Genomic DNA, 18033 nt, shown 5'->3' on the forward strand with positions numbered 1-18033 from the left:
TTGGCAGCAGGCCGGAAAGATTACGCCGCCGGCACCGGCCCCTCGTCCCCGGCTGCCCGGCGCGGTTCGAGGATGTCGAGATGGATGCCGCCGCAATCGGTGCAGCGCATGGTCCAATACTCGCATCCGGCGCGGCCGCTGATCACGCGGAGCACCGTGAGATCGCCGTCGCATTCCGGGCAGCTGGACAACACATTGCGGGCGTAAATCCTCGGCCGCGGCGTGTCTTCGAATTCGATGACTGACATGAACCGGTCCCCCTTTTACCCTGCGCCGTTCCTGGGTTCGCTTGCAGTCCCGCTCGCTTATTCGTCGTCGCTGTCGTCGGCCCGTCGGCGGAAGCGATCGATGTGATGCTTGGCATCGGCAATCGCGGCGTCGGGATCGGGCCAGGCGAAGCCGACCTCCATGGCCGGAAACAGCACCCCGTCGATGGCAACCGGGCTGAAATCGGCGCGCCTGATCCGGGCGTGCCACAGCCCCTTGCCAGCTTCGAAGGATTCGATGTCAAAGCCGTCGTAGATGGTCGTCATTGTAGTCCCCAAAATGTCCCGCTTGAGCGTCTTGTTGAAGGGTCAGGGGACCACGTTTGCGGATTCCGGGATGTGAAGCCGTTCACAAGCGGCGGGCTTTTTTGGCCGCCAGCCTAGTTCCGCGCCGAGCTGCGGCCGGTCCGCCGGACGGGACGCGCGGCAGGTTCCGACGCCGCGCGCATGATCCAGCGGCGGAAGGCGGCAAAGTCGCGCTGCTCGGTCTGGAAGCTGCGGTAGAGCAAGTACCAGCGCATGCCCTTGGGCACCGAGAGGTCGAATGGTGCGACCAGCCGGCCGGCGGCGAGATCGTCGTCGATATAGGGCCGGATGCCCATGGCGATGCCGAGCCCGTCGGCAGCGGCCTGGAGTGCCTGGCCGTAGAACTGGAACTCCGGACCGCGCGCGTTGATCCTTGTAAGGCCTGAGGCCTTCAGCCAGATCGGCCAATCCTCGGGCGAATGCTCGACGCGGATCAGGCTGGGGCCTTTGAGGTCCGCCGGCCGCTTCAGGCTGGAAGCGAGCCGGGGCACGCAGACCGGCGTGAGGTCGCCGGCAAACAGCGGCTCGGCCACCAGCCCCGGCCAGTCGCCGGTGCCGAGCTTGATGCCGCAGCTCCAGTCCTCGCCGAACGGCACCGACGCGCCGCCGGTGGTGAAGCGCACCTCGATGTCGGGCTCTTCGTTGCGAAACTCCGACAGGCGCGGGATCAGCCAGCGCATCGCAAAGGTATGGCCGACGCCGATGGTGAGCACGCGGACGCTCGAGGGTGCCGTCACCTGGGCGGTGAGGCTTGCGAGCGCATCGAAGATCGGCGTCAGCCCGCTCTGATAGGCGCGGCCTGCCTGCGTGAGGAGCAGCTTGTTGGCCTTGCGCTCGAACAGCGCGACGCCGAGCCGTTCTTCCAGGATGTGCACCATGCGGCTGACCGCGGCGGCCGATACGCTCAGCTCGAGGCCGGCCGCGGCAAAGCTGCCGGCCCGCGCCGCGGCTTCGAATGCCTTGATGCCGTTGAGAAACAGCAAGCGCCGCAAATGACCGACCCTCAGGAAAGCTGATGCCAGGCCAAGATAACTCAGTTTGCGCGCCGGAGGCAAGCGGGGCACGTTCTCCTTCGCTTCTCCTCGCGTGCGGGGAGATGGCCAACAGGAGATTCTCTCGTGACGCTCATCATGATCGCTGCCCTTGGATTGCTGATGGTCGGCACCGCGTTCCTGTCGGGCCTGTTCGGCATGGCGGGCGGGTTGATCTTGATCGGTGTGCTGCTGGCCTTGATGCCGCTGCCCACCGCGATGGTGCTGCATGCGATCACGCAGATGGCGTCCAATGGCTGGCGCGCGTTTCTCTGGCGCGCGCATATCCGCTGGCGGCCGGTCGCGAACTATATGGTCGGCGCGGCTGTCGCGCTCGCGGCGTGGTCGATCGCCCGCTATGTGCCGGACAAGCCGGTCGCGCTGCTGCTGCTCGGCACCACCCCGTTCATGGCGCGGCTGCTGCCCGCAAACGTCAAGCCGGATCCCGACCGTCTCTGGCAAGGCACCGCCTACGGCACGATCTGCATGGGCTTGATGCTGATGACCGGCGTATCGGGGCCGCTGCTCGACACCTTCTTCCTCGGCGGCGATTTCGGCCGGCGCGAGAAAGTGGCGACCAAAGCGATGTGCCAGCTCGTCAGCCATTTCACCAAGCTGATTTATTTCGGTGGCGTCATCGACCAGGCCGCGACGCTCGATCCGGTGCTCGCCGGGGTCGCGATCTTGGCATCGATGCTCGGCACCACGCTGGCACGCCGCCTCCTCGAAGCCATGACCGACCAGCAATTCGTGGCCTGGTCGTACAAGCTGATCACCACCATCGCCTGCTACTACATCGCCTATGGCGGCTGGCTCCTGCTTCGTACGCCGGTGCTGGCGGCCTTCGACAAGGGAGGTTTGCAATGAGCGAGACCGCCGATCCGCTGGTGCTGGACTTCGTCGAATGGGTCGCGCGCGAGCCGCGCGCCTATGCCGAGGTCATTGCGACCTGGAAGACCTCGTGCCCGCGCCTCACAATATGGGAAGACGCCGCCGACCGCGGCTACGTCGCGCGCGAAACGCGACCAGGAATAGGACTGATCATCGCGGTGACGGAAGGTGGCGAGAGGTTGCTGCGCACGAACGGGCGTTAGCTCTCGCCACATCCGTCATTGCGAGCGCAAGCGAAGCAATCCAGAATAGGAGACCCTCACCCTGAGGAGCGCGCACCTTGCGCGCGTCTCGAAGGGCGAGGCCGAGATCGGCCTTCATCCTTCGAGACGCGCGTTCGCGCTCCTCAGGATGAGGGGCTGGCAGCTAAGGGCCCTTTCCATGTCACTCAAACTCTACGAACTCGTCGGCGCGGACGCCTCGCGACCGTTCAGCCCTTTCTGCTGGCGCACGCGGATGGCGCTGGCACACAAGGGGTTGGCGGCGGAATCGCTGCCCTGGCGCTTCACGGAGAAGAGCGCGATTGCGCCGCACGGCTCGGAGAAGGTTCCGGTGCTGCTGCATCATGACGAGCCGGTGGTCGATTCCTGGGCGATCGCGAACTACCTCGAAGACCAGTTTCCGGATAGCCCGTCGCTGTTCGGTGGCGAGGGCGGCCGTGCCATGGCGCGCATGCTCAATGCCTGGGGCGACATCGCCATCGTCGGCGGCATCTTTCCGCTGATCGTCGCCGACATCCCGAAGAATCTGGCCGAGGTCGACGCTGCCTATTTCCGCCAGTCGCGCGAGGCGCGTTTCGGCGGCAAGAGTCTGGAAGAGGTGATGTCGGGCCGCGATGCCGGCGTGGTCGCGTTCCGCAGATCGCTCGAGGTGATGCGTCAGACCCTGAAGAAGCAGCCCTTCATCGCCGGCGCCGCGCCGAACTATGCCGACTACATCGTGTTCGGCGGTTTTCAGTGGGCGCGCGTGACGAGCCTGTTCAAGCTGATCGAGGCGGATGACCCGGTTTACGCCTGGCGCGAAAAGCTGCTCGACGCATTCGACGGCATGGCGCGGAAATCGCCGGGGCATCCAGTCTAAGCTTCGTAGGCCGGATTACGCTTGCGCACCATCCGGGCTTCGCGCCGCCGCAGCCTTGCGCAGGCACGCCCGGCACAGACAATCCTCGCTCTTGACCGGCATCGGCAACCGCGCCGTTTCCTCCGCGCACCAGCAGGTGCCGGAGAGGTCGCAACCGAACTCGGTGCCGCAGCGGGAGCAGGCGAGGCGACGCGGTTCCTGCACTGGAATTTCTTGCGGATTTGTCATGATTTGCGCAAAAGCTGGGCCGTCATTTTCATGCCGGGTTCATCTCCGGCTCCGGTATATTAGGCCTCGCGCCCGGACTCGGAAAGCGGTTAGCAACGCGCGAAGGACACATCGATGGCCCGCGATTCGCAAGCCGCCCTGGTTGCGCTCAACCGTTTCGGCTTCGGCGCCCGCGGCGGCGCGTCCGGCGATCTCATCAACGCGGCCTCGGATCCGCGCGGGTTCGTCAAGGCGGAACTGAGCCGCCCCAATGGCGTACTGCTGGAGGCGCCAGGGCTGCAATCCACGCCGCAGCTCGGACAGGCCGTGTTCGCCTATCAGGACCAGGTCAAGCAGGCGCGCGAGGCCGCCGCCAAAGCCGGCGCGCCGACTGAGGCGCCGGCCGATCAGAAGCCTGGATTGCGTCGCAATCTCTCGCTGAATGCAGTCGCGACCGAGATTGCCGGCCAGATGGCCAAGGCCAAGCCGACCGACAACAAGCCGGCCGACAATATGGCGAAGCCAGACGCCATGCAGCCTAACGCGGCGACACCGCCTGTCGCAAAGCCCGCTCCGCAGCCGCTCAACGTCATCCAAAAGACCTTTCGCGCCGAGGCGCTGGCGCGGTTGCAGCGCGCGACGCTGGTCGAGTGCGGCTTCACCGAGCGGCTGGTGGTGTTCTGGTCCAACCATTTCTGCATCTCCGCGAGCAAGGGTGAGCTGGCGCGGATTTGGGCCGGCGCGTTCGAGCGCGAGGCGATCAGGCCGAACGTGCTCGGGCGCTTCGCCGACATGCTCAAGTCCGTCGAGCAGCATCCGGCGATGCTGTTCTTCCTCGACAACCAGCAATCGCTCGGGCCGGACTCGCGCGCGGGCCAGAACCGCAAGCGTGGGCTGAACGAGAATCTCGCGCGCGAGATCATGGAGCTGCATACGCTCGGCGTCGGCGGCGGCTACACCCAGCAAGACGTCACCTCGCTCGCGCGCATCATCACCGGCTGGACCTTTGCCGGCCGGCAGGGGCAGTTAGGAGTGCCCGGCTCGTTCGTGTTCAACACCAATGCGCACCAGCCCGGGCCGCAAATGTTGCTCGGCAAGAGCTATGAGCCGACGGGCCTTGCGCAAGGCGAGGCCGCGCTTGCCGACATTGCGCGCCATCCCTCGACAGCGAATTTCATCGCCAGCAAATTCGTGCGCCATTTCGTCGCCGACGATCCGCCGCCTGCGTTGGTGGCGCGATTGCGCGATGTTTTCATCAAGACTGACGGCGATCTCAAGGCGATGTCGACGGCGTTGGTCGATTCCGACGACGCGTGGAAGGCGCCGCTGACCAAGATGCGCAGCCCATACGATTTCGTGATCGCCAGCGGCCGGTTGCTCGCGCGCGTGCCGGAGGATCCCGGTAGCTATCTCAACAATCTCAATCTGCTGGGACAGCCGCTGTGGTCGCCGGCTGGGCCGAATGGTTTTGCCGATACCAGCGCCACCTGGGCTGCGCCCGAAGGCATCAAGCTTCGGCTCGACATCGCCGCGCAAATGGGTGCGCGGCTCGGCAACAATATCGACCCGATCGACCTGCTGGAATTCGCGGCGGCAGATGCTGCTTCCATCGAAACGCGGCGCACCATCGAGCGCGCGGAGTCGCGGCAGCAAGCATTGGCGCTGCTGTTGATGTCGCCGGAGATGCAGAGGAGATGACGATGATCGACTGCGTCGAGAACCGGCTCATCACCTCGCGCCGTAACCTCCTGCTCGGCGGCGCCTCCTTCGCGGCGTGGGCGTACTTGCCGAAATTCGCGCGCGCGGCCGATGGCCGCGACCCCCGGCTGATCGTGGTGATCCTGCGCGGCGCGCTTGACGGTCTCTCGACCGTCGCGCCGGTTGGCGACCCCGACTATGCCGGCCTGCACGGATCGATCGCGCTTACCGCTGACGGTACGCATCCCGCGATCATGCTCGATACTTTCTTTGCGCTGCATCCGGCGATGCCTGAGTTCGCGCGGATGTATCGCGACATGCACGCCACGGTGATCCACGCGGTGGCGACGCCTTATCGCGACCGTTCGCATTTCGACGGCCAGGACGTGCTCGAAAGCGGCTACGCCGGCCCGGGGCGCCTGCAATCCGGCTGGCTCAACCGCGCGCTGGAAGCGCTGCCGCGCGGCGAGCGTGTGTCGAGCGGACTTGCGGTCGGCCCGACCACGCCGCTGGTGCTGCGCGGCAATGCGCCGACGGTCGGCTGGACCCCGGTGGCGCTGCCGCAAGCCGACGACGACACCGCGATGCGTCTGGTCAATCTCTACCGTCACCGCGATCCGGGGCTGGCATCGGCCTTGTCGCAGGGCCTTCAACTCGAGAAGGCTGCGAGCGGCGACGACATGAAGCGGAAGCCCGGCAACGCGGTCGTGCAGATGCGGCAGGTCGCGCGCGGCGCCGCAAAACTGATGGCGGCCGACGACGGTCCGCGCATTGCCGCGCTCGCCTTCGACGGCTGGGACACGCACGCCAATGAGGGCGGGCCAGTGGGGCGCCTCGCGGTCCTGCTCGGCGGGCTCGACGGCGCGCTCGCCGAATTCGAAAGCGGCCTCGGCGAACGCTGGCGCGACACCGTCGTCGTGGTCGCGACCGAATTCGGCCGCACCGCGCGCATCAACGGCACCGACGGGACCGACCACGGCACGGGAACGATCGCGCTGCTCGCCGGCGGCGCGGTGAAGGGCGGCCGCGTCATCTCCGACTGGCCCGGCCTCAAGCTCGCCAACCTTTACGAGGGCCGCGACCTCAAGCCCACTACCGATCTGCGCTCCGTGATCAAGGGCGTGCTGCAGGGACAGTTCGGCCTGTCGGATCGCGTGCTGGCCGAGACGGTGTTCCCGGACAGCGCAGGCGCACGACCGATGAAAGGGCTGGTTGCCTAAACTGTCATTCCGGGTTCGCGCCTTGCGGCGCGTCCCGGAATGGCGACATGATCAGCCGAACATCAGGAGACCATCACCCATGTACATCGCCATGAACCGCTTCCGCGTCACCAAAGGCTCCGAAACCGCTTTCGAGCAGGTCTGGCTTTCGCGCGATACCCATCTGGACAAGGTGCCGGGCTTCGTCGAGTTTCATCTGCTGCGCGGTCCCGAGCTCGAGGACCACACCCTGTACGCCTCGCATACGATCTGGGCCAACCACGCCGCGTTCGAGGCCTGGACCCAGTCGGAGGCGTTTCGTGCCGCGCATCAGCGCGCCGGCGACAACAAGCCGCTGTATCTCGGCCATCCCCAGTTCGAAGGCTTTGAGGTGATGCAGACTGTGGGACGCGGCGCGAAGTAGCACGCCGCCGCAGAGTTCAGCCCAGCGTGATCTTGTCGATCTCGGCAAGATCATCCGCACCGAGCTTCCACGCGATCGCCCTCACGTTCTCCTCGACCTGCTCGACGCGGGTCGCGCCGGCGATCACGCTCGACACTTGCGGGCGTGCGGCGAGCCAGGAGAAGGCGAGCTCGAGCATGCTGTGGCCCCGTACCTTCGCGAAGGCCGTGAGCTTCTCGACGATGTCCTCGTTGCGCGGCGTGACGTAGCGGTCGCGCAGCCGCGGCACCTTGCCGAAGCGGGAGTCATCAGGCGCGGTCTCTCCCTTTCTGTATTTGCCGGTCAGGAGTCCGCTTGCGAGCGGGAAGAACGGTAACAGACCGAGCTTGTATTCCTGCGCGGCCGGCAGCAGATCCTTCTCGATGTCGCGCACGACGAGGGAGTATTCGTCCTGGCAGGAGATGAAGCGGCTGACATTCATCGCGCGTGCGACGTACTCTGCCTCAGCGACCCGCCAGGCCGGAAAGTTCGAATTGCCGATGTAGCGAACCTTGCCTTGACGGACGAGATCGTCGAGGGCGCGCAAGCTCTCCTCGATCGGCGTCAGTGGGTCAAAATCGTGCTGCTGGTAGAGATCGATGTAATCGGTCTTCAGCCGCTTCAGGCTCGCGTCCACGGCGTCCATGATGTAGCGGCGCGAGGCGCCCTGCTTGGTTCCGTCTTCCGCCATCGGCTTGGAATATTTCGTCGCCAGCACGATGTCCTTGCGGCGATCGCCCAGCACGGCGCCGAGTACATTTTCCGAACCACCCATGTTCGAATAGACGTCCGCGGTGTCGAACAGCGTGATGCCGAGATCGAGCGCGCGATGGATCACCTTGCGCGAGGTCTCCAGGTCGGTGCGCTGTCCGAAATTGTTGCAGCCGAGCCCAACCGCAGACACGCGCAGGCCGGAGGCGCCGAGATTGCGAATTTCCATGGGAGATCCCTATCAGATGAGCAGCGGCTCATTGTGACCGCCGTACGCCGCAGCAGCAAGCCGCCAGCCGCGTTGCTGCCATACCGACAAGGGACTGCCGACAAGGGACTGCCGACAAGGGACTGCCGACAAGGGACTGCCGACAAGGAACTGCCGACAAGGAATTGCCGACAAAAAATGCGGCCCCTGTCAGACGCGGCGACTGACGGGGACCGCTTGGAGCGCTTGATCGGTGACGGGGGGCCTGATCAGACGCAGGTGCAACCTAGTCCCGCCATGTTACGCGCGGGTGACAGGCAAAGTTATCCACAGGGCTCGCGATCACGAGAATCAGAAGATCTTGCGATAGACGATGAAGCCGGAGCGCTCGGCGACCTTATTGTACAGGCGCTGCGCCGTGACGTTGGTTTCGTGCGTCTGCCAGTAGACGCGCGGGGCTCCCGCGAGTTTCGCGCGCTCGTAGACGCCGTGGATCAGCGCCGAGCCGACACCTTTGCCGCGAGCAGCCTCAGTCGTGAACAGGTCCTGCAAATAGCAGGACGGCTCGATCGCGGTGGTGCTGCGGTGAAAGAGATAATTCGTCATCCCGAGCAGGCGGCCGTCGCTCTCGGCGACCAATCCGTGCACCGGCTCATAGGCATCGAAAAAGCGCTGCCACGTCACGCGCGTGATTTCGGGGGCGAGCGCAGTCGGGCCCGAGCGGCCGTAGAAGGCGTTGTAGCCGTCCCACAACGGCAGCCATTGTTCGTAATCCTGCCTCGTGACGGAGCGAATGGTGAGCGACATATGAAATTCCCGCGATCGATGAGCGTCCTTCATACTTGATGATGGACGTGCTGATCAATCGCGCACTACTCCGCGACGCGCAGATAGCGGATCAGCTTGCGGCCCGCGGGATCGCGCAGCGAGCGGTAGTAGTCGGCGCGGGACGGCGCATCGGTATGCCGCACGAGGTCGGTCACGGGCGTGTAGCTCAACATGCGCCCGCCATCGGGCAGCGCGGCGCACACGAAGCGCAACACCTCGCCATTGCGCAAGGCGATGTTGATCGGCGTGGCATCGCCGATCCGCACCATCTCCATGCGCTGGGCGATGAAGGTGCCGAGCTCGTCCTCGGGCAATTCGAACGCGCCGGTGTCGCGGCCGTGATACATCAGCGCGATGAATGGCGGCTTGCCGTCGGCGATGTCGTCCGGTACCGCAAAATAATCGCGGAACGCGCGGTTGATGAACTCGGCGCGCGTCTCGGCATCGAGCAGCACGATGCCGATATCGGCCTGGTCGAGCGCGGCCGACAGCCGCGCGGCGGTGGCGTGGCTCTGACGCTCGGCGGCAAAAATGCCGAGCAGCCGCCCGCGCATCAGGCCGGTGATGCCTGCGGTGCCCGCGGCCGTCATTGTCAGGAGGCCGAGCTGAACCAGATCCGCCGTGGTAAGGCCGGAAATGCCGTGCTGGCTGAGCAACAGCAGCGCCGCGCCGATGACGGCGACGGCTGCGCTGGCGACGGCGGGCGCGAGGCCCGAGAGCGCGCCGGCAAGCGCCACGATGCAGACCAGCAGCGGCGCAGGCGAGGGAGTGGGGACAAAACGATCGAAAAGCATCGTCAGCAGCGCAGTCGCTGCCGTCAGCGCCGGACCGAAGATCACACGCCATCCGAACCGCATGGGGCTGTCTCGCTCCTCCCTGAACGAGGTAAGGCGGCAACACTGACTGATCGTTGCGCCAATGCGATGCGGTTCCGCGCGGCGCGCTTAACGCGGACTTGCGTCCAAGCGCAAAGCTTTCGGATGATTTTAGACCAAGTGCGCGTGCTTGACGCGTTGTTGCAGCGCGGGCGCGTTCAGGGTCGACGTCCCCGGGCCCTTGCGCGTGCCGACCAATATCAGCAGCGATGCCGCGACGAGGATGGCCGCAGTCAGGGTGATCGCAACGACTACCACAGGTGATTTCATCGACGTCCTGTCGCGATGCCGGTCGGCGCGGGGCACGCGGCGCCTTGAAGGCGGGTCCAGGATAAAACGGGAATCAGACCGGCAGGCCCATCGCCATGGTCGCCTTGGTCGACAGCACTGTCAGGGTGACGATCAGGCACAGCGAGAGCGCGGCGACGGCGAGCGAGGCCGCGACCGCGTTGGTCAGCCGGGAAGACGAAACGGTAGCGGGCTGGCCTTGAAAGCCCGCCGCGCCGGACGCCCGTATCATGGTCTAAATCCTTCAACGCGCGAGCGAATCACCCACGACATCGAACAATTTCACCGTGGCAACCGGCAATATTGCGGCGGCCAGCACGCCGAAAATGGCGAGATTGCGGCAAGGAAGACCCTTGTGCCCGCTATTCGCCAGAGCGCGATCGCTCCGTCAGGCGCCCGCGGCGATGCTGGCGGGATCCTCGATGTCGGCCGGCCGCCACTCCATTGCGACGAAGCCGGGGGCCGCTTCCACGCGCTCCAGCCAGTCCCGGATCGCCGGGAAGGTCGAGAGGTCGAAGTCGCAGCGGTCCGCAAGGTGGGTATAACCGTACAGCGCGATGTCGGCGACCGTGAGCTGGCGGGCGGCGAAATAGGCGTTGGTCTTGAGGTGGTTTTCCATCACCTGGAGGGCGCCATAGCCGCGCTCCATCCAGTCTTCCAGCGAATGGGTCTGCAGGTCGCGGCCGCCCCTCACCAGCGACAGCCAGAAATAGGCCGCGCCGATGTTCGGCTCCAACGCGTGCTGCTCAAAGAACATCCACTGCAGCGCTTCGGCACGATCGATGCGGTTCTCCGGCGCGAGCGGAGTGCCGACGGCGACATACCAGAGGATGGCGTTGGACTCGGCGAGATAGCGATCGCCGCCGACCTCGAGCAGCGGCACCTGACCGGACGGGTTCTTGGCCAGGAAGTCCGGGGTGCGGCTCTCGCCGCGCAGAATGTCCACCTCGACCGCTTCGTAAGGCAAGTTCAACAGCGCCAGCGCAAGGCGGACCTTGTAGCTGTTGCCCGAGCGTTGCATCGAATAGAGCTTGTACATTCTGAGGATGATTCCGAAAGACGGGAAGGCGCGGCGCTTGTTGCCCTGCAACGCGGCTAAACAATGATGCCGATGCGAATCCGCTGCAAGGGCCCGCCAATAGAAAAACTCGAAAACCCTACCGCATTGCAACGCGGCGGAAGATCATTTCCGTGCGACCATGCAATTCAGTTCACGCTTGCGTCAATTCGTGTGCGCATCGTTACGCACGAGGCGTGCGCTGAAGCCTTCACCTTGTTATGGCCGGGCATAGCCGCCCGAAAGACGGCGTCGCTTCCGGCCTATGTCCCGGCCATCCACGATCTCACTGCATCACCAAAGAACGTCGATACCCGGGACAGCCCGGGCAAGACGACCTGCTGTCGCCAACACGCAAAATTGCTCCGAGGACAAGCCTTGTCGGATATGTGGGATTTGCCTGGCAAAGTTGCGGAAAATTGCGAAGAATCCAGTCTTGAAACGCTCCAGACCCGTAAACTTTTGCGAGATCGGACCGAAGTTTCTTGCGGTGCAACGGCACTCGTTTTAGGGTGGTTCATTCCCACAATCGGAGTCGTGAGGCCAAAGGGTTCACGACGCTTGTCAGGAGATGACGATGCCCTTCCTTGCCGCTGCGCTCGACCGTGTGAAGCCGTCCGCCACCATCGCGGTCACGGATAAAGCACGTGCGCTGAAAGCGGCGGGCCGCAACGTCATCGGCCTCGGCGCCGGCGAGCCCGACTTCGACACGCCCGCCAACATCAAGCTGGCGGCGATCCGCGCCATCGAAGCCGGCAAGACCAAGTACACTGCGGTCGACGGCATTCCCGAGTTGAAGGAAGCCATCATCGCCAAGTTTCAGCGCGAGAACGGCGTCGTCTTCAAGGCAAACCAGATCATCGTCGGCACCGGCGGCAAGCAGGTGCTCTACAACGCGCTGATGGCAACCATCAATCCGGGCGACGAGGTGATCATCCCCGCGCCGTACTGGGTCAGCTATCCCGAGATGGTGGCGCTCGCCGGCGGCGAGCCAGTGCCGGTGGTCTGCACCGCCGCGACCGGCTTCAAGCTCCAGGCCGATGCGCTCGAGCGCGCGATCACGCCAAAGACCAAATGGGTGATCCTGTGCTCGCCGTCGAACCCGACGGGAGCTGCCTACACCAGGACCGAGCTGAAGGCGCTCACCGACGTGCTGGTCAAGCATCCGCATGTCTGGGTGATGACCGACGACATGTACGAGCACCTCGTCTATGACGACTTCCAGTTCACCACGGTCGCGCAGGTCGAGCCGAAACTCTACGACCGCACGCTGACCGTGAACGGCGTGTCGAAGGCCTATTGCATGACCGGCTGGCGCATCGGCTATGCCGGTGGTCCGGCGCAGCTCATCAAGGCGATGTCGACGATCCAGTCGCAGTCGACGTCGAACCCGTCGTCGATCGCGCAATGGGCAGCGGTTGAGGCGCTGAACGGTCCGCAGGACTTCATCCCCGCCAACAACAAGGTGTTCAAGGAGCGCCGCGACCTCGTCGTCTCCATGCTCAACCAGGCCAAGGGCATCGAGTGCCCGCGTCCCGAAGGCGCCTTCTACGTCTATCCGTCCTGCGCCGGCACGATCGGCAAGACCGCGCCGTCGGGCAAGGTGATCGACAATGACGAGACGTTCGTGACCGAACTGCTCGAGACCGAAGGCGTTGCCGTCGTGCAGGGCTCGGCGTTCGGGCTTGGACCTGCGTTCCGCATCTCCTACGCGACCAAGACCTCGGACCTCGAAGACGCCTGCAATCGCATCCAGCGCTTCTGCGGCAATCTGCGCTAAGCCTGTCACGACGAAACGAACTGGAATGAAAAGGCCCGCTTCGCGCGGGCCTTTTTTATTCCTGCACGCAATCTGGCACCGCAGGGAATGTTGTGCCATAGACCATTGCGTCACGGGTAGGCGTGCATCTCTGCTCGCATCACGTTCATCGCCGGAGATATTTCATGCGCCGTTCACTCCTTCTCGCCGGGATCGCCGCCGCCAGCCTCGTTGCCTCGGTCGTGGTCGCCGACGCGCAGCAGCGGATGGTGCGGGTCGGCGTGCTCGAATGCCGCGGCGGCGCCAGCGTCGGCTTCATCGTGGGATCGGTGACCAATCTCGGCTGCGTCCTGCGCGCCGAGGGCTTGCCGGAGGATCGCTACGTCGCGACCATCCGCAAAGTCGGCCTCGATATCGGCATCACCCAGGAGACCGCGCTGGCCTGGGGCGTGTTCGCGCCGGTCGACCGGCTCGGACCGGGCGACCTCTCGGGCACCTATGCGGGCGCGCAGGGCAGTGCCTCGGTCGGCGTCGGTCTCGGCGGCAACGTGCTGGTCGGCGGCTCCAACAATTCGATCGCGCTCCAGCCGCTCAGCGTGCAGGGCCAGGTCGGCCTCAACGTCGCGGCCGGGCTTGAGAGCCTGGAACTTCGCCCCGGCCGTTAAGAGCTGGCCGTCAATAACCTGATCTCACTGACGACGCACCGCAGCGATTTTTGATGCTTGCCAAATCTCGGGGACGGGCAGAGCATCTGCGCTTGCCGACCCAATCATGGGCCGAGCTCCACACCAAGGAGGCGGCGAATGGGACAAGACGTCAGAAGTCCCCGAGGTCCACGGTGCATTGCGCTGGTGGGCCCTTTCCAAAGCGGTAAAACCACACTCCTCGAAGCAATCCTGGCGCGAACGGGCGCGATCCCGCGCGCCGGCAGCGTCGATGCCGGAACCTCCGTCGGCGACGCCAGTGCCGAAGCCCGTCATCATAAGATGACCGTCGGGCTCACTGCCGCCACCACGAATTTTATGGGCGACAGCTACACCTTCCTCGATTGTCCCGGTTCCGTCGAGTTCGCCCACGACATGCGCGCCGCGCTGCCTGCGATCGACGCCGCAATCGTGGTCTGCGAAGCCGACGAGAAGAAGCTGCCGCAGCTTCAGATCATCCTGCGCGAGCTGGAGGAGCTGAAGATCCCGCGTTTCCTGTTCCTCAACAAGATCGACCGCGCCAACAAGCGCATCCGCGAAACGCTCGAGATACTCCAGCCCGCCTCGCGCGTGCCGCTGGTGCTGCGCCAGATCCCGATCTGGAACAACGAGCTGATCGAGGGTTTCGTCGATCTCGCGCTGGAACGCGCGTTCGTCTACCGCGAGCACAAGGCCTCCGAAGTGGTCGCGCTCGAAGGCGGCGATCTCGATCGCGAGAAGGAAGCCCGCTTCTCGATGCTGGAGAAGCTCGCAGATCATGACGATGCGCTGATGGAGCAGCTGCTCGAGGACATCCAGCCGCCGCGCGATGCAGTGTTCGACGATCTCGCCCGCGAATTGCGCGAGGGGCAGATATGTCCGGTGCTGATAGGCGCCGCCGCACGCGAAAACGGCGTGCTGCGCCTGATGAAAGCGCTGCGCCATGAGGCGCCCGGTGTCGCGGAGACCGCAAAACGTCTCGGCGTTCCCGAGACCAGGGATGCGCTCGGCTTCGTGTTCAAGACGCTGCATTCGCAGCACGGCGGCAAGCTGTCGCTGACGCGGCTGCTCGCCGGCCATCTCGACGACGGTGCCACGCTGCAATCCTCCTCCGGCGGGGCCAGCCGCATCTCCGGGATCCTCGCCGTCACCGGCGCCTACGACACCAAGCGTGGCGCGGCGGAAGCCGGCGACACGGTGGCGCTCGCCAAGCTCGATCCCATAAGCACCGGCGACACGGTCTCGAACGGCAAGACCCAGCCGGCTGCGCTCGCAGCCAGCGAGCCGACGCCGCCGGTGCTCGCGATCTCGGTTGCGGCCACCGACCGCAAGGACGACGTCAAGCTCGGCCAAGCGCTGACGCGGCTGCACGAGGAGGATCCCTCGCTCGTCTTCGTGATGAACGCCCAGACCCACGACACTGTGCTGTGGGGACAGGGCGAGATGCACCTGCGCGTCGCGAGCGAGCGGCTGCGCGACCGCTTTGGCGTCAAAGTTGCCTCGCATCCTCCCGCGATCGGCTATCAGGAGACCATCCGCAAGCCGATCGTCCAGCGCGGCCGCCACAAGAAGCAGTCCGGCGGCCACGGCCAGTTCGGCGATGTCGTGCTCGACATCAAGCCGCTGCCGCGCGGCGACGGCTTCAAGTTCGCCGAGAAGGTGGTCGGCGGCGCGGTGCCGCGCAACTACATCGGCGCGGTGGAAGAGGGCGTCGTCGACGGGCTCACACGCGGTCCGCTCGGTTTCCCCGTCACCGATTTGCAGGTGACGCTGACCGACGGCTCCTATCACAGCGTCGATTCCTCCGACCTCGCCTTCCGCACGGCGGCGCGGGTCGGGCTGAATGAAGGCCTTCCGTTATGCCAGTCGGTGCTGCTGGAGCCGATCCACGTGGTCGAGATCGTCTGCCCGACCGATGCCACCGCCAAGATCAACGCGATCCTGTCGGCGCGGCGCGGCCAGATCCTCGGCTTCGACACCCGCGACGGCTGGAGCGGATGGGACTGCGTCCGCGCCATGATGCCGGAAGCCGAGATCGGCGAGTTGATCGTCGAGCTGCGCTCGGCCACGGCAGGCGCCGGCAGCTTCACCCGCCAGTTCGACCACATGGCCGAAGTGACCGGCCGCGCCGCCGACCAGATCATCGCCGCGCATCAGCACGCGGCGTGAGCCGCCTCTCGCAGTAACAGACGCACGCTCTCGCCCTCTTCCCGTTGTTACGGGGAGAGGGAGACGCACAGCCCGTGGCGGCGAGCGCCCTCTTGCGCTCGGCCCGGATTGATGTATTTTACATCATTGTGCATGCTCCAGACATCACTTATAATCTCTCATACGTGAGGCCAAGGTGATCACGTCGTTCCAGATGCGGGCAGCGCGCGCGCTGCTCGGCATTGACCAGAGGGCCTTGGCGGAGCTCGCAGGCGTTTCGCTGCCGACCATTCAGCGGATGGAGGCGAGCACCGGCAACGTTCGCGGCGTGGTCGAGACCTTGATGAAGGTGGTCGAAGCCTTTGATCGGGCCGGCGTCGAGCTGATCGGCGAACAGGCTCGCAGCGAAGGCGGCGGACGTGGCGTTCGGCTGAAACAGCCGGGGCCGCCGCGTCGGGTTGGAGCGTGATCCCGCAATGATCATGCTCGGGAGCAGACTTAACTAACGCACCGTCGCGCCCCGATACGCGGCCGCACGATGCATCGGAGCGGTGTGGGCATGAGCATCACAGGCGAACACGCAGGCAAGCTGCACCAGCTTCGTCGGCCGACCTTTACCGAACTCTATCTGCCGAAGCTCGTCACCGTGTGGCGCGAGGGCTATGGCTTGTCGGATTTCCGCGCCGATGTGTTCGCGGGCCTCACGGTCGCAATCGTCGCGCTGCCGCTGTCGATGGCGATCGCGATCGCTTCGGGCGTGACGCCGGATCGCGGACTCTACACCGCTGTTGTCGGCGGCTTCATTGCGTCACTGCTCGGCGGCAGCCGGTTCCAGATCGGCGGCCCGGCCGGCGCCTTCATTGTGCTGGTTGCGGCGACCGCCGACCGTCACGGGGTTGACGGCGTGGTCCTCGCCACGCTGATGGCGGGCCTGTTCCTGATCGCCGCGGGCTTCCTGCGGATCGGCACCTATATCAAGTTCATTCCGTATCCGGTGACGGTCGGCTTCACGGCCGGCATCGCCGTCATCATCTTCGCGAGCCAGCTGCGCGATCTCGGCGGGATCACGCTGGTCGCGAAAGAGCCGAGCGAATTCGTCCCAAAACTCGTCGCGCTCGCCGGGGGGCTGCACACCGTCAATCCGTCGGCCGTCGCGGTCGCGATCGTCAGCATTGCCATCATCGCCGGCCTGCGACGCTGGCGGCCGTCCTGGCCGGGCATCCTGATCGCGGTCGTGCTCGCGGCGGCCGCATGTGCCGTGCTGTCGCTGCCGGTCGAGACCGTCGGATCGCGCTTCGGCGGCATTCCGCGCGAACTGCCCGCGCCGGCCTTGCCTGCGTTCTCGCTCGCGAAGGCGACCGCCGTGCTGCCGGATGCGATCGCCTTCGCGCTGCTCGCCGCCATCGAATCGCTGCTGTCGGCGGTGGTGGCCGACGGCATGACCGGACGCCGTCACCGCTCCAATTGCGAGCTGGTGGCGCAAGGCGCCGCCAATGTCGGCGCGGCGCTGTTCGGCGGCATCTGCGTCACCGGGCTGATCGCGCGCACCGCGACCAACATCCGCGCCGGCGCGCGGGGGCCGCTCGCGGGCATGCTGCATTCGATCTTCCTGCTGCTGTTCATGCTGATCGCGGCGCCGCTCGCGAGCTACATCCCGCTGGCCGCGCTCGCCGCCGTGCTCGTCGTGGTGGCCTGGACCATGGCAGAGAAGCACGAATTCGCGACGCTCCTGCGCTCGTCGTGGGGCGATGCCGTCGTGCTGCTCGCAACTTTCCTGCTCACCATCTTCCGCGATCTGACCGAAGGCATTTTGGTCGGCTTCGCGCTTGGCGCGGTGCTGTTCATCCATCGCATGGCGGAAATGACGGGCATCGAGGAACGTTCGCCGCTGGTGGCCGCCGATCGTCCCGATGACGGCAATGGCGAGCGCGTGCCTTACGACCCCGCGCTCGCGGTCGATCGCGACGTGCTGGTCTATCGCATCACCGGCGCGTTCTTCTTCGGCGCCGCCTCGGCGATCGGCAGCGTGCTCGACGGCATTGCCGACAAGCGCAAGGGCTTCGTGGTCGACTTCGCCGCAGTGCCGTTCCTGGATTCGACGGCGGCCAACGTGCTGGGACGCGTCGCCGCAAAAGCCCACCGGCAGGGCATCCGGCTGTTCATCACCGGGGCATCGCCTGCGGTTCGCCGCGCGCTGCTCACCCATGGCGTCACGCCGCCGCGAGCGCGTTATCGCGAGACCATCGCGCGTGCCGTCGCCGACATCAAGGGCCGCACGGCCCAGCTCGCGGGCGATGACGCGGGCACGGCCTAGCGCCGCGGCCTTCCCGGGGCGTCCGCGCGCTTGACAGGGCCC

Annotated in this window: 21 protein-coding genes; 11 read left to right on the forward strand and 10 right to left on the reverse strand. The window is 65.6% G+C overall.

Features of this window, described 5'->3' with window-relative positions; translation table 11 throughout:
* Positions 1 to 20 precede the first annotated feature (20 nt).
* From IVA74_RS38425 to IVA74_RS38435, 3 genes are all read right to left on the reverse strand, one after another.
* Positions 21 to 248, reverse strand: coding sequence for a hypothetical protein (locus tag IVA74_RS38425; RefSeq protein ID WP_247353033.1), 228 nt, complete (start codon positions 246 to 248; stop codon positions 21 to 23).
* A 57-nt stretch (positions 249 to 305) separates the two neighbouring features.
* Positions 306 to 533, reverse strand: a complete 228-nt coding sequence (locus IVA74_RS38430) for a hypothetical protein (RefSeq protein ID WP_247320737.1) — start codon at positions 531 to 533, stop codon at positions 306 to 308.
* A gap of 113 nt (positions 534 to 646) precedes the next feature.
* Positions 647 to 1564 carry a LysR substrate-binding domain-containing protein gene (locus IVA74_RS38435; RefSeq protein WP_247353092.1) on the reverse strand — a complete coding sequence of 306 codons (918 nt, stop codon included), beginning with the start codon at positions 1562 to 1564 and terminating at the stop codon, positions 647 to 649.
* 126 nt (positions 1565 to 1690) lie between these two features.
* Between IVA74_RS38435 and IVA74_RS38440 the strand changes: the two genes are divergently transcribed.
* From IVA74_RS38440 to IVA74_RS38450, 3 genes are all read left to right on the forward strand, one after another.
* Positions 1691 to 2470, forward strand: coding sequence for a sulfite exporter TauE/SafE family protein (locus IVA74_RS38440; protein WP_247353034.1), 780 nt, complete (start codon positions 1691 to 1693; stop codon positions 2468 to 2470).
* On the forward strand, positions 2467 to 2697 hold the full coding sequence (locus IVA74_RS38445) for a hypothetical protein (protein WP_247353035.1): 231 nt from the start codon (positions 2467 to 2469) through the stop codon (positions 2695 to 2697). The genes IVA74_RS38440 and IVA74_RS38445 overlap by 4 nt, the downstream gene beginning before the upstream one ends.
* A gap of 178 nt (positions 2698 to 2875) precedes the next feature.
* Positions 2876 to 3574 (forward strand): glutathione S-transferase family protein, encoded by a 699-nt coding sequence (locus IVA74_RS38450; protein WP_247353036.1) that lies wholly within the window; start codon positions 2876 to 2878, stop codon positions 3572 to 3574.
* A gap of 15 nt (positions 3575 to 3589) precedes the next feature.
* On the opposite strand, the gene IVA74_RS38455 is transcribed toward IVA74_RS38450, so the two are convergent.
* Positions 3590 to 3802: a cysteine-rich CWC family protein gene (locus IVA74_RS38455; RefSeq protein ID WP_247353037.1), complete on the reverse strand. Its 213-nt coding sequence runs from the start codon at positions 3800 to 3802 to the stop codon at positions 3590 to 3592.
* Between the two features lie 114 nt (positions 3803 to 3916).
* Here IVA74_RS38455 and IVA74_RS38460 point away from each other — a divergent pair, with 114 nt between their 5' ends.
* From IVA74_RS38460 to IVA74_RS38470, 3 genes are all read left to right on the forward strand, one after another.
* Positions 3917 to 5479, forward strand: coding sequence for a DUF1800 family protein (locus tag IVA74_RS38460; protein WP_247353038.1), 1563 nt, complete (start codon positions 3917 to 3919; stop codon positions 5477 to 5479).
* The gene (locus IVA74_RS38465) at positions 5476 to 6699 is read left to right on the forward strand and encodes a DUF1501 domain-containing protein (protein WP_247353040.1); all 1224 of its coding nucleotides are present in this window, start codon (positions 5476 to 5478) and stop codon (positions 6697 to 6699) included. Before IVA74_RS38460 ends, IVA74_RS38465 begins: the two co-directional genes overlap by 4 nt.
* A gap of 79 nt (positions 6700 to 6778) precedes the next feature.
* Positions 6779 to 7102, forward strand: coding sequence for an antibiotic biosynthesis monooxygenase (locus tag IVA74_RS38470; protein WP_247353042.1), 324 nt, complete (start codon positions 6779 to 6781; stop codon positions 7100 to 7102).
* A 16-nt stretch (positions 7103 to 7118) separates the two neighbouring features.
* On the opposite strand, the gene IVA74_RS38475 is transcribed toward IVA74_RS38470, so the two are convergent.
* The 6 genes from IVA74_RS38475 to IVA74_RS38500 all read right to left on the reverse strand — a co-directional run bounded on the left by IVA74_RS38475 (position 7119) and on the right by IVA74_RS38500 (position 11069).
* Positions 7119 to 8060, reverse strand: a complete 942-nt coding sequence (locus tag IVA74_RS38475) for an aldo/keto reductase (RefSeq protein ID WP_247353044.1) — start codon at positions 8058 to 8060, stop codon at positions 7119 to 7121.
* Between the two features lie 330 nt (positions 8061 to 8390).
* A complete protein-coding gene (locus IVA74_RS38480; protein WP_247353046.1) occupies positions 8391 to 8846 on the reverse strand; it encodes a GNAT family N-acetyltransferase in 456 nt (151 codons plus the stop codon).
* Positions 8847 to 8911: 65 nt separating this feature from the next.
* Positions 8912 to 9724, reverse strand: coding sequence for a PAS-domain containing protein (locus IVA74_RS38485; RefSeq protein ID WP_247353048.1), 813 nt, complete (start codon positions 9722 to 9724; stop codon positions 8912 to 8914).
* 129 nt (positions 9725 to 9853) lie between these two features.
* A complete protein-coding gene (locus IVA74_RS38490) occupies positions 9854 to 10012 on the reverse strand; it encodes a hypothetical protein (protein ID WP_247353050.1) in 159 nt (52 codons plus the stop codon).
* Positions 10013 to 10085: 73 nt separating this feature from the next.
* The gene (locus tag IVA74_RS38495) at positions 10086 to 10262 is read right to left on the reverse strand and encodes a hypothetical protein (protein ID WP_247353051.1); all 177 of its coding nucleotides are present in this window, start codon (positions 10260 to 10262) and stop codon (positions 10086 to 10088) included.
* A gap of 156 nt (positions 10263 to 10418) precedes the next feature.
* On the reverse strand, positions 10419 to 11069 hold the full coding sequence (locus tag IVA74_RS38500; protein ID WP_247353053.1) for a glutathione S-transferase family protein: 651 nt from the start codon (positions 11067 to 11069) through the stop codon (positions 10419 to 10421).
* Between the two features lie 595 nt (positions 11070 to 11664).
* Here IVA74_RS38500 and IVA74_RS38505 point away from each other — a divergent pair.
* The 5 genes from IVA74_RS38505 to IVA74_RS38525 all read left to right on the forward strand — a co-directional run bounded on the left by IVA74_RS38505 (position 11665) and on the right by IVA74_RS38525 (position 17991).
* Positions 11665 to 12867, forward strand: a complete 1203-nt coding sequence (locus IVA74_RS38505; RefSeq protein ID WP_247353055.1) for a pyridoxal phosphate-dependent aminotransferase — start codon at positions 11665 to 11667, stop codon at positions 12865 to 12867.
* Positions 12868 to 13031: 164 nt separating this feature from the next.
* Complete coding sequence (locus IVA74_RS38510) at positions 13032 to 13511, forward strand: DUF992 domain-containing protein (protein ID WP_247353057.1); 480 nt, start codon at positions 13032 to 13034, stop codon at positions 13509 to 13511.
* A 138-nt stretch (positions 13512 to 13649) separates the two neighbouring features.
* A complete protein-coding gene (locus IVA74_RS38515) occupies positions 13650 to 15698 on the forward strand; it encodes an elongation factor G (protein WP_247353059.1) in 2049 nt (682 codons plus the stop codon).
* Positions 15699 to 15873: 175 nt separating this feature from the next.
* A complete protein-coding gene (locus IVA74_RS38520) occupies positions 15874 to 16146 on the forward strand; it encodes a helix-turn-helix transcriptional regulator (RefSeq protein WP_247353060.1) in 273 nt (90 codons plus the stop codon).
* Positions 16147 to 16236: 90 nt separating this feature from the next.
* The gene (locus IVA74_RS38525; RefSeq protein WP_247353062.1) at positions 16237 to 17991 is read left to right on the forward strand and encodes a SulP family inorganic anion transporter; all 1755 of its coding nucleotides are present in this window, start codon (positions 16237 to 16239) and stop codon (positions 17989 to 17991) included.
* Positions 17992 to 18033: the final 42 nt, after the last annotated feature.

It is taken from the genome of Bradyrhizobium sp. 132 (genome assembly GCF_023074185.1).
In the GTDB taxonomy this organism is placed as follows: Bacteria; Pseudomonadota; Alphaproteobacteria; order Rhizobiales; family Xanthobacteraceae; genus Bradyrhizobium.

Bases quoted from the DNA above. Each gene is read 5' to 3' on its own strand.
- IVA74_RS38470 (WP_247353042.1), top strand. From the start codon at position 6,779: ATGTACATCGCCATGAACCGCTTCCGCGTCACCAAAGGCTCCGAAACC.
- IVA74_RS38425 (WP_247353033.1), bottom strand. From the start codon at position 248: ATGTCAGTCATCGAATTCGAAGACACGCCGCGGCCGAGGATTTACGCC.
- IVA74_RS38450 (WP_247353036.1), top strand. From the start codon at position 2,876: ATGTCACTCAAACTCTACGAACTCGTCGGCGCGGACGCCTCGCGACCG.
- IVA74_RS38515 (WP_247353059.1), top strand. From the start codon at position 13,650: ATGGGACAAGACGTCAGAAGTCCCCGAGGTCCACGGTGCATTGCGCTG.
- IVA74_RS38505 (WP_247353055.1), top strand. From the start codon at position 11,665: ATGCCCTTCCTTGCCGCTGCGCTCGACCGTGTGAAGCCGTCCGCCACC.
- IVA74_RS38485 (WP_247353048.1), bottom strand. From the start codon at position 9,724: ATGCGGTTCGGATGGCGTGTGATCTTCGGTCCGGCGCTGACGGCAGCG.
- IVA74_RS38475 (WP_247353044.1), bottom strand. From the start codon at position 8,060: ATGGAAATTCGCAATCTCGGCGCCTCCGGCCTGCGCGTGTCTGCGGTT.
- IVA74_RS38445 (WP_247353035.1), top strand. From the start codon at position 2,467: ATGAGCGAGACCGCCGATCCGCTGGTGCTGGACTTCGTCGAATGGGTC.
- IVA74_RS38430 (WP_247320737.1), bottom strand. From the start codon at position 533: ATGACGACCATCTACGACGGCTTTGACATCGAATCCTTCGAAGCTGGC.
- IVA74_RS38480 (WP_247353046.1), bottom strand. From the start codon at position 8,846: ATGTCGCTCACCATTCGCTCCGTCACGAGGCAGGATTACGAACAATGG.
- IVA74_RS38500 (WP_247353053.1), bottom strand. From the start codon at position 11,069: ATGTACAAGCTCTATTCGATGCAACGCTCGGGCAACAGCTACAAGGTC.
- IVA74_RS38525 (WP_247353062.1), top strand. From the start codon at position 16,237: ATGAGCATCACAGGCGAACACGCAGGCAAGCTGCACCAGCTTCGTCGG.
- IVA74_RS38510 (WP_247353057.1), top strand. From the start codon at position 13,032: ATGCGCCGTTCACTCCTTCTCGCCGGGATCGCCGCCGCCAGCCTCGTT.
- IVA74_RS38465 (WP_247353040.1), top strand. From the start codon at position 5,476: ATGACGATGATCGACTGCGTCGAGAACCGGCTCATCACCTCGCGCCGT.
- IVA74_RS38495 (WP_247353051.1), bottom strand. From the start codon at position 10,262: ATGATACGGGCGTCCGGCGCGGCGGGCTTTCAAGGCCAGCCCGCTACC.
- IVA74_RS38455 (WP_247353037.1), bottom strand. From the start codon at position 3,802: ATGACAAATCCGCAAGAAATTCCAGTGCAGGAACCGCGTCGCCTCGCC.
- IVA74_RS38490 (WP_247353050.1), bottom strand. From the start codon at position 10,012: ATGAAATCACCTGTGGTAGTCGTTGCGATCACCCTGACTGCGGCCATC.
- IVA74_RS38460 (WP_247353038.1), top strand. From the start codon at position 3,917: ATGGCCCGCGATTCGCAAGCCGCCCTGGTTGCGCTCAACCGTTTCGGC.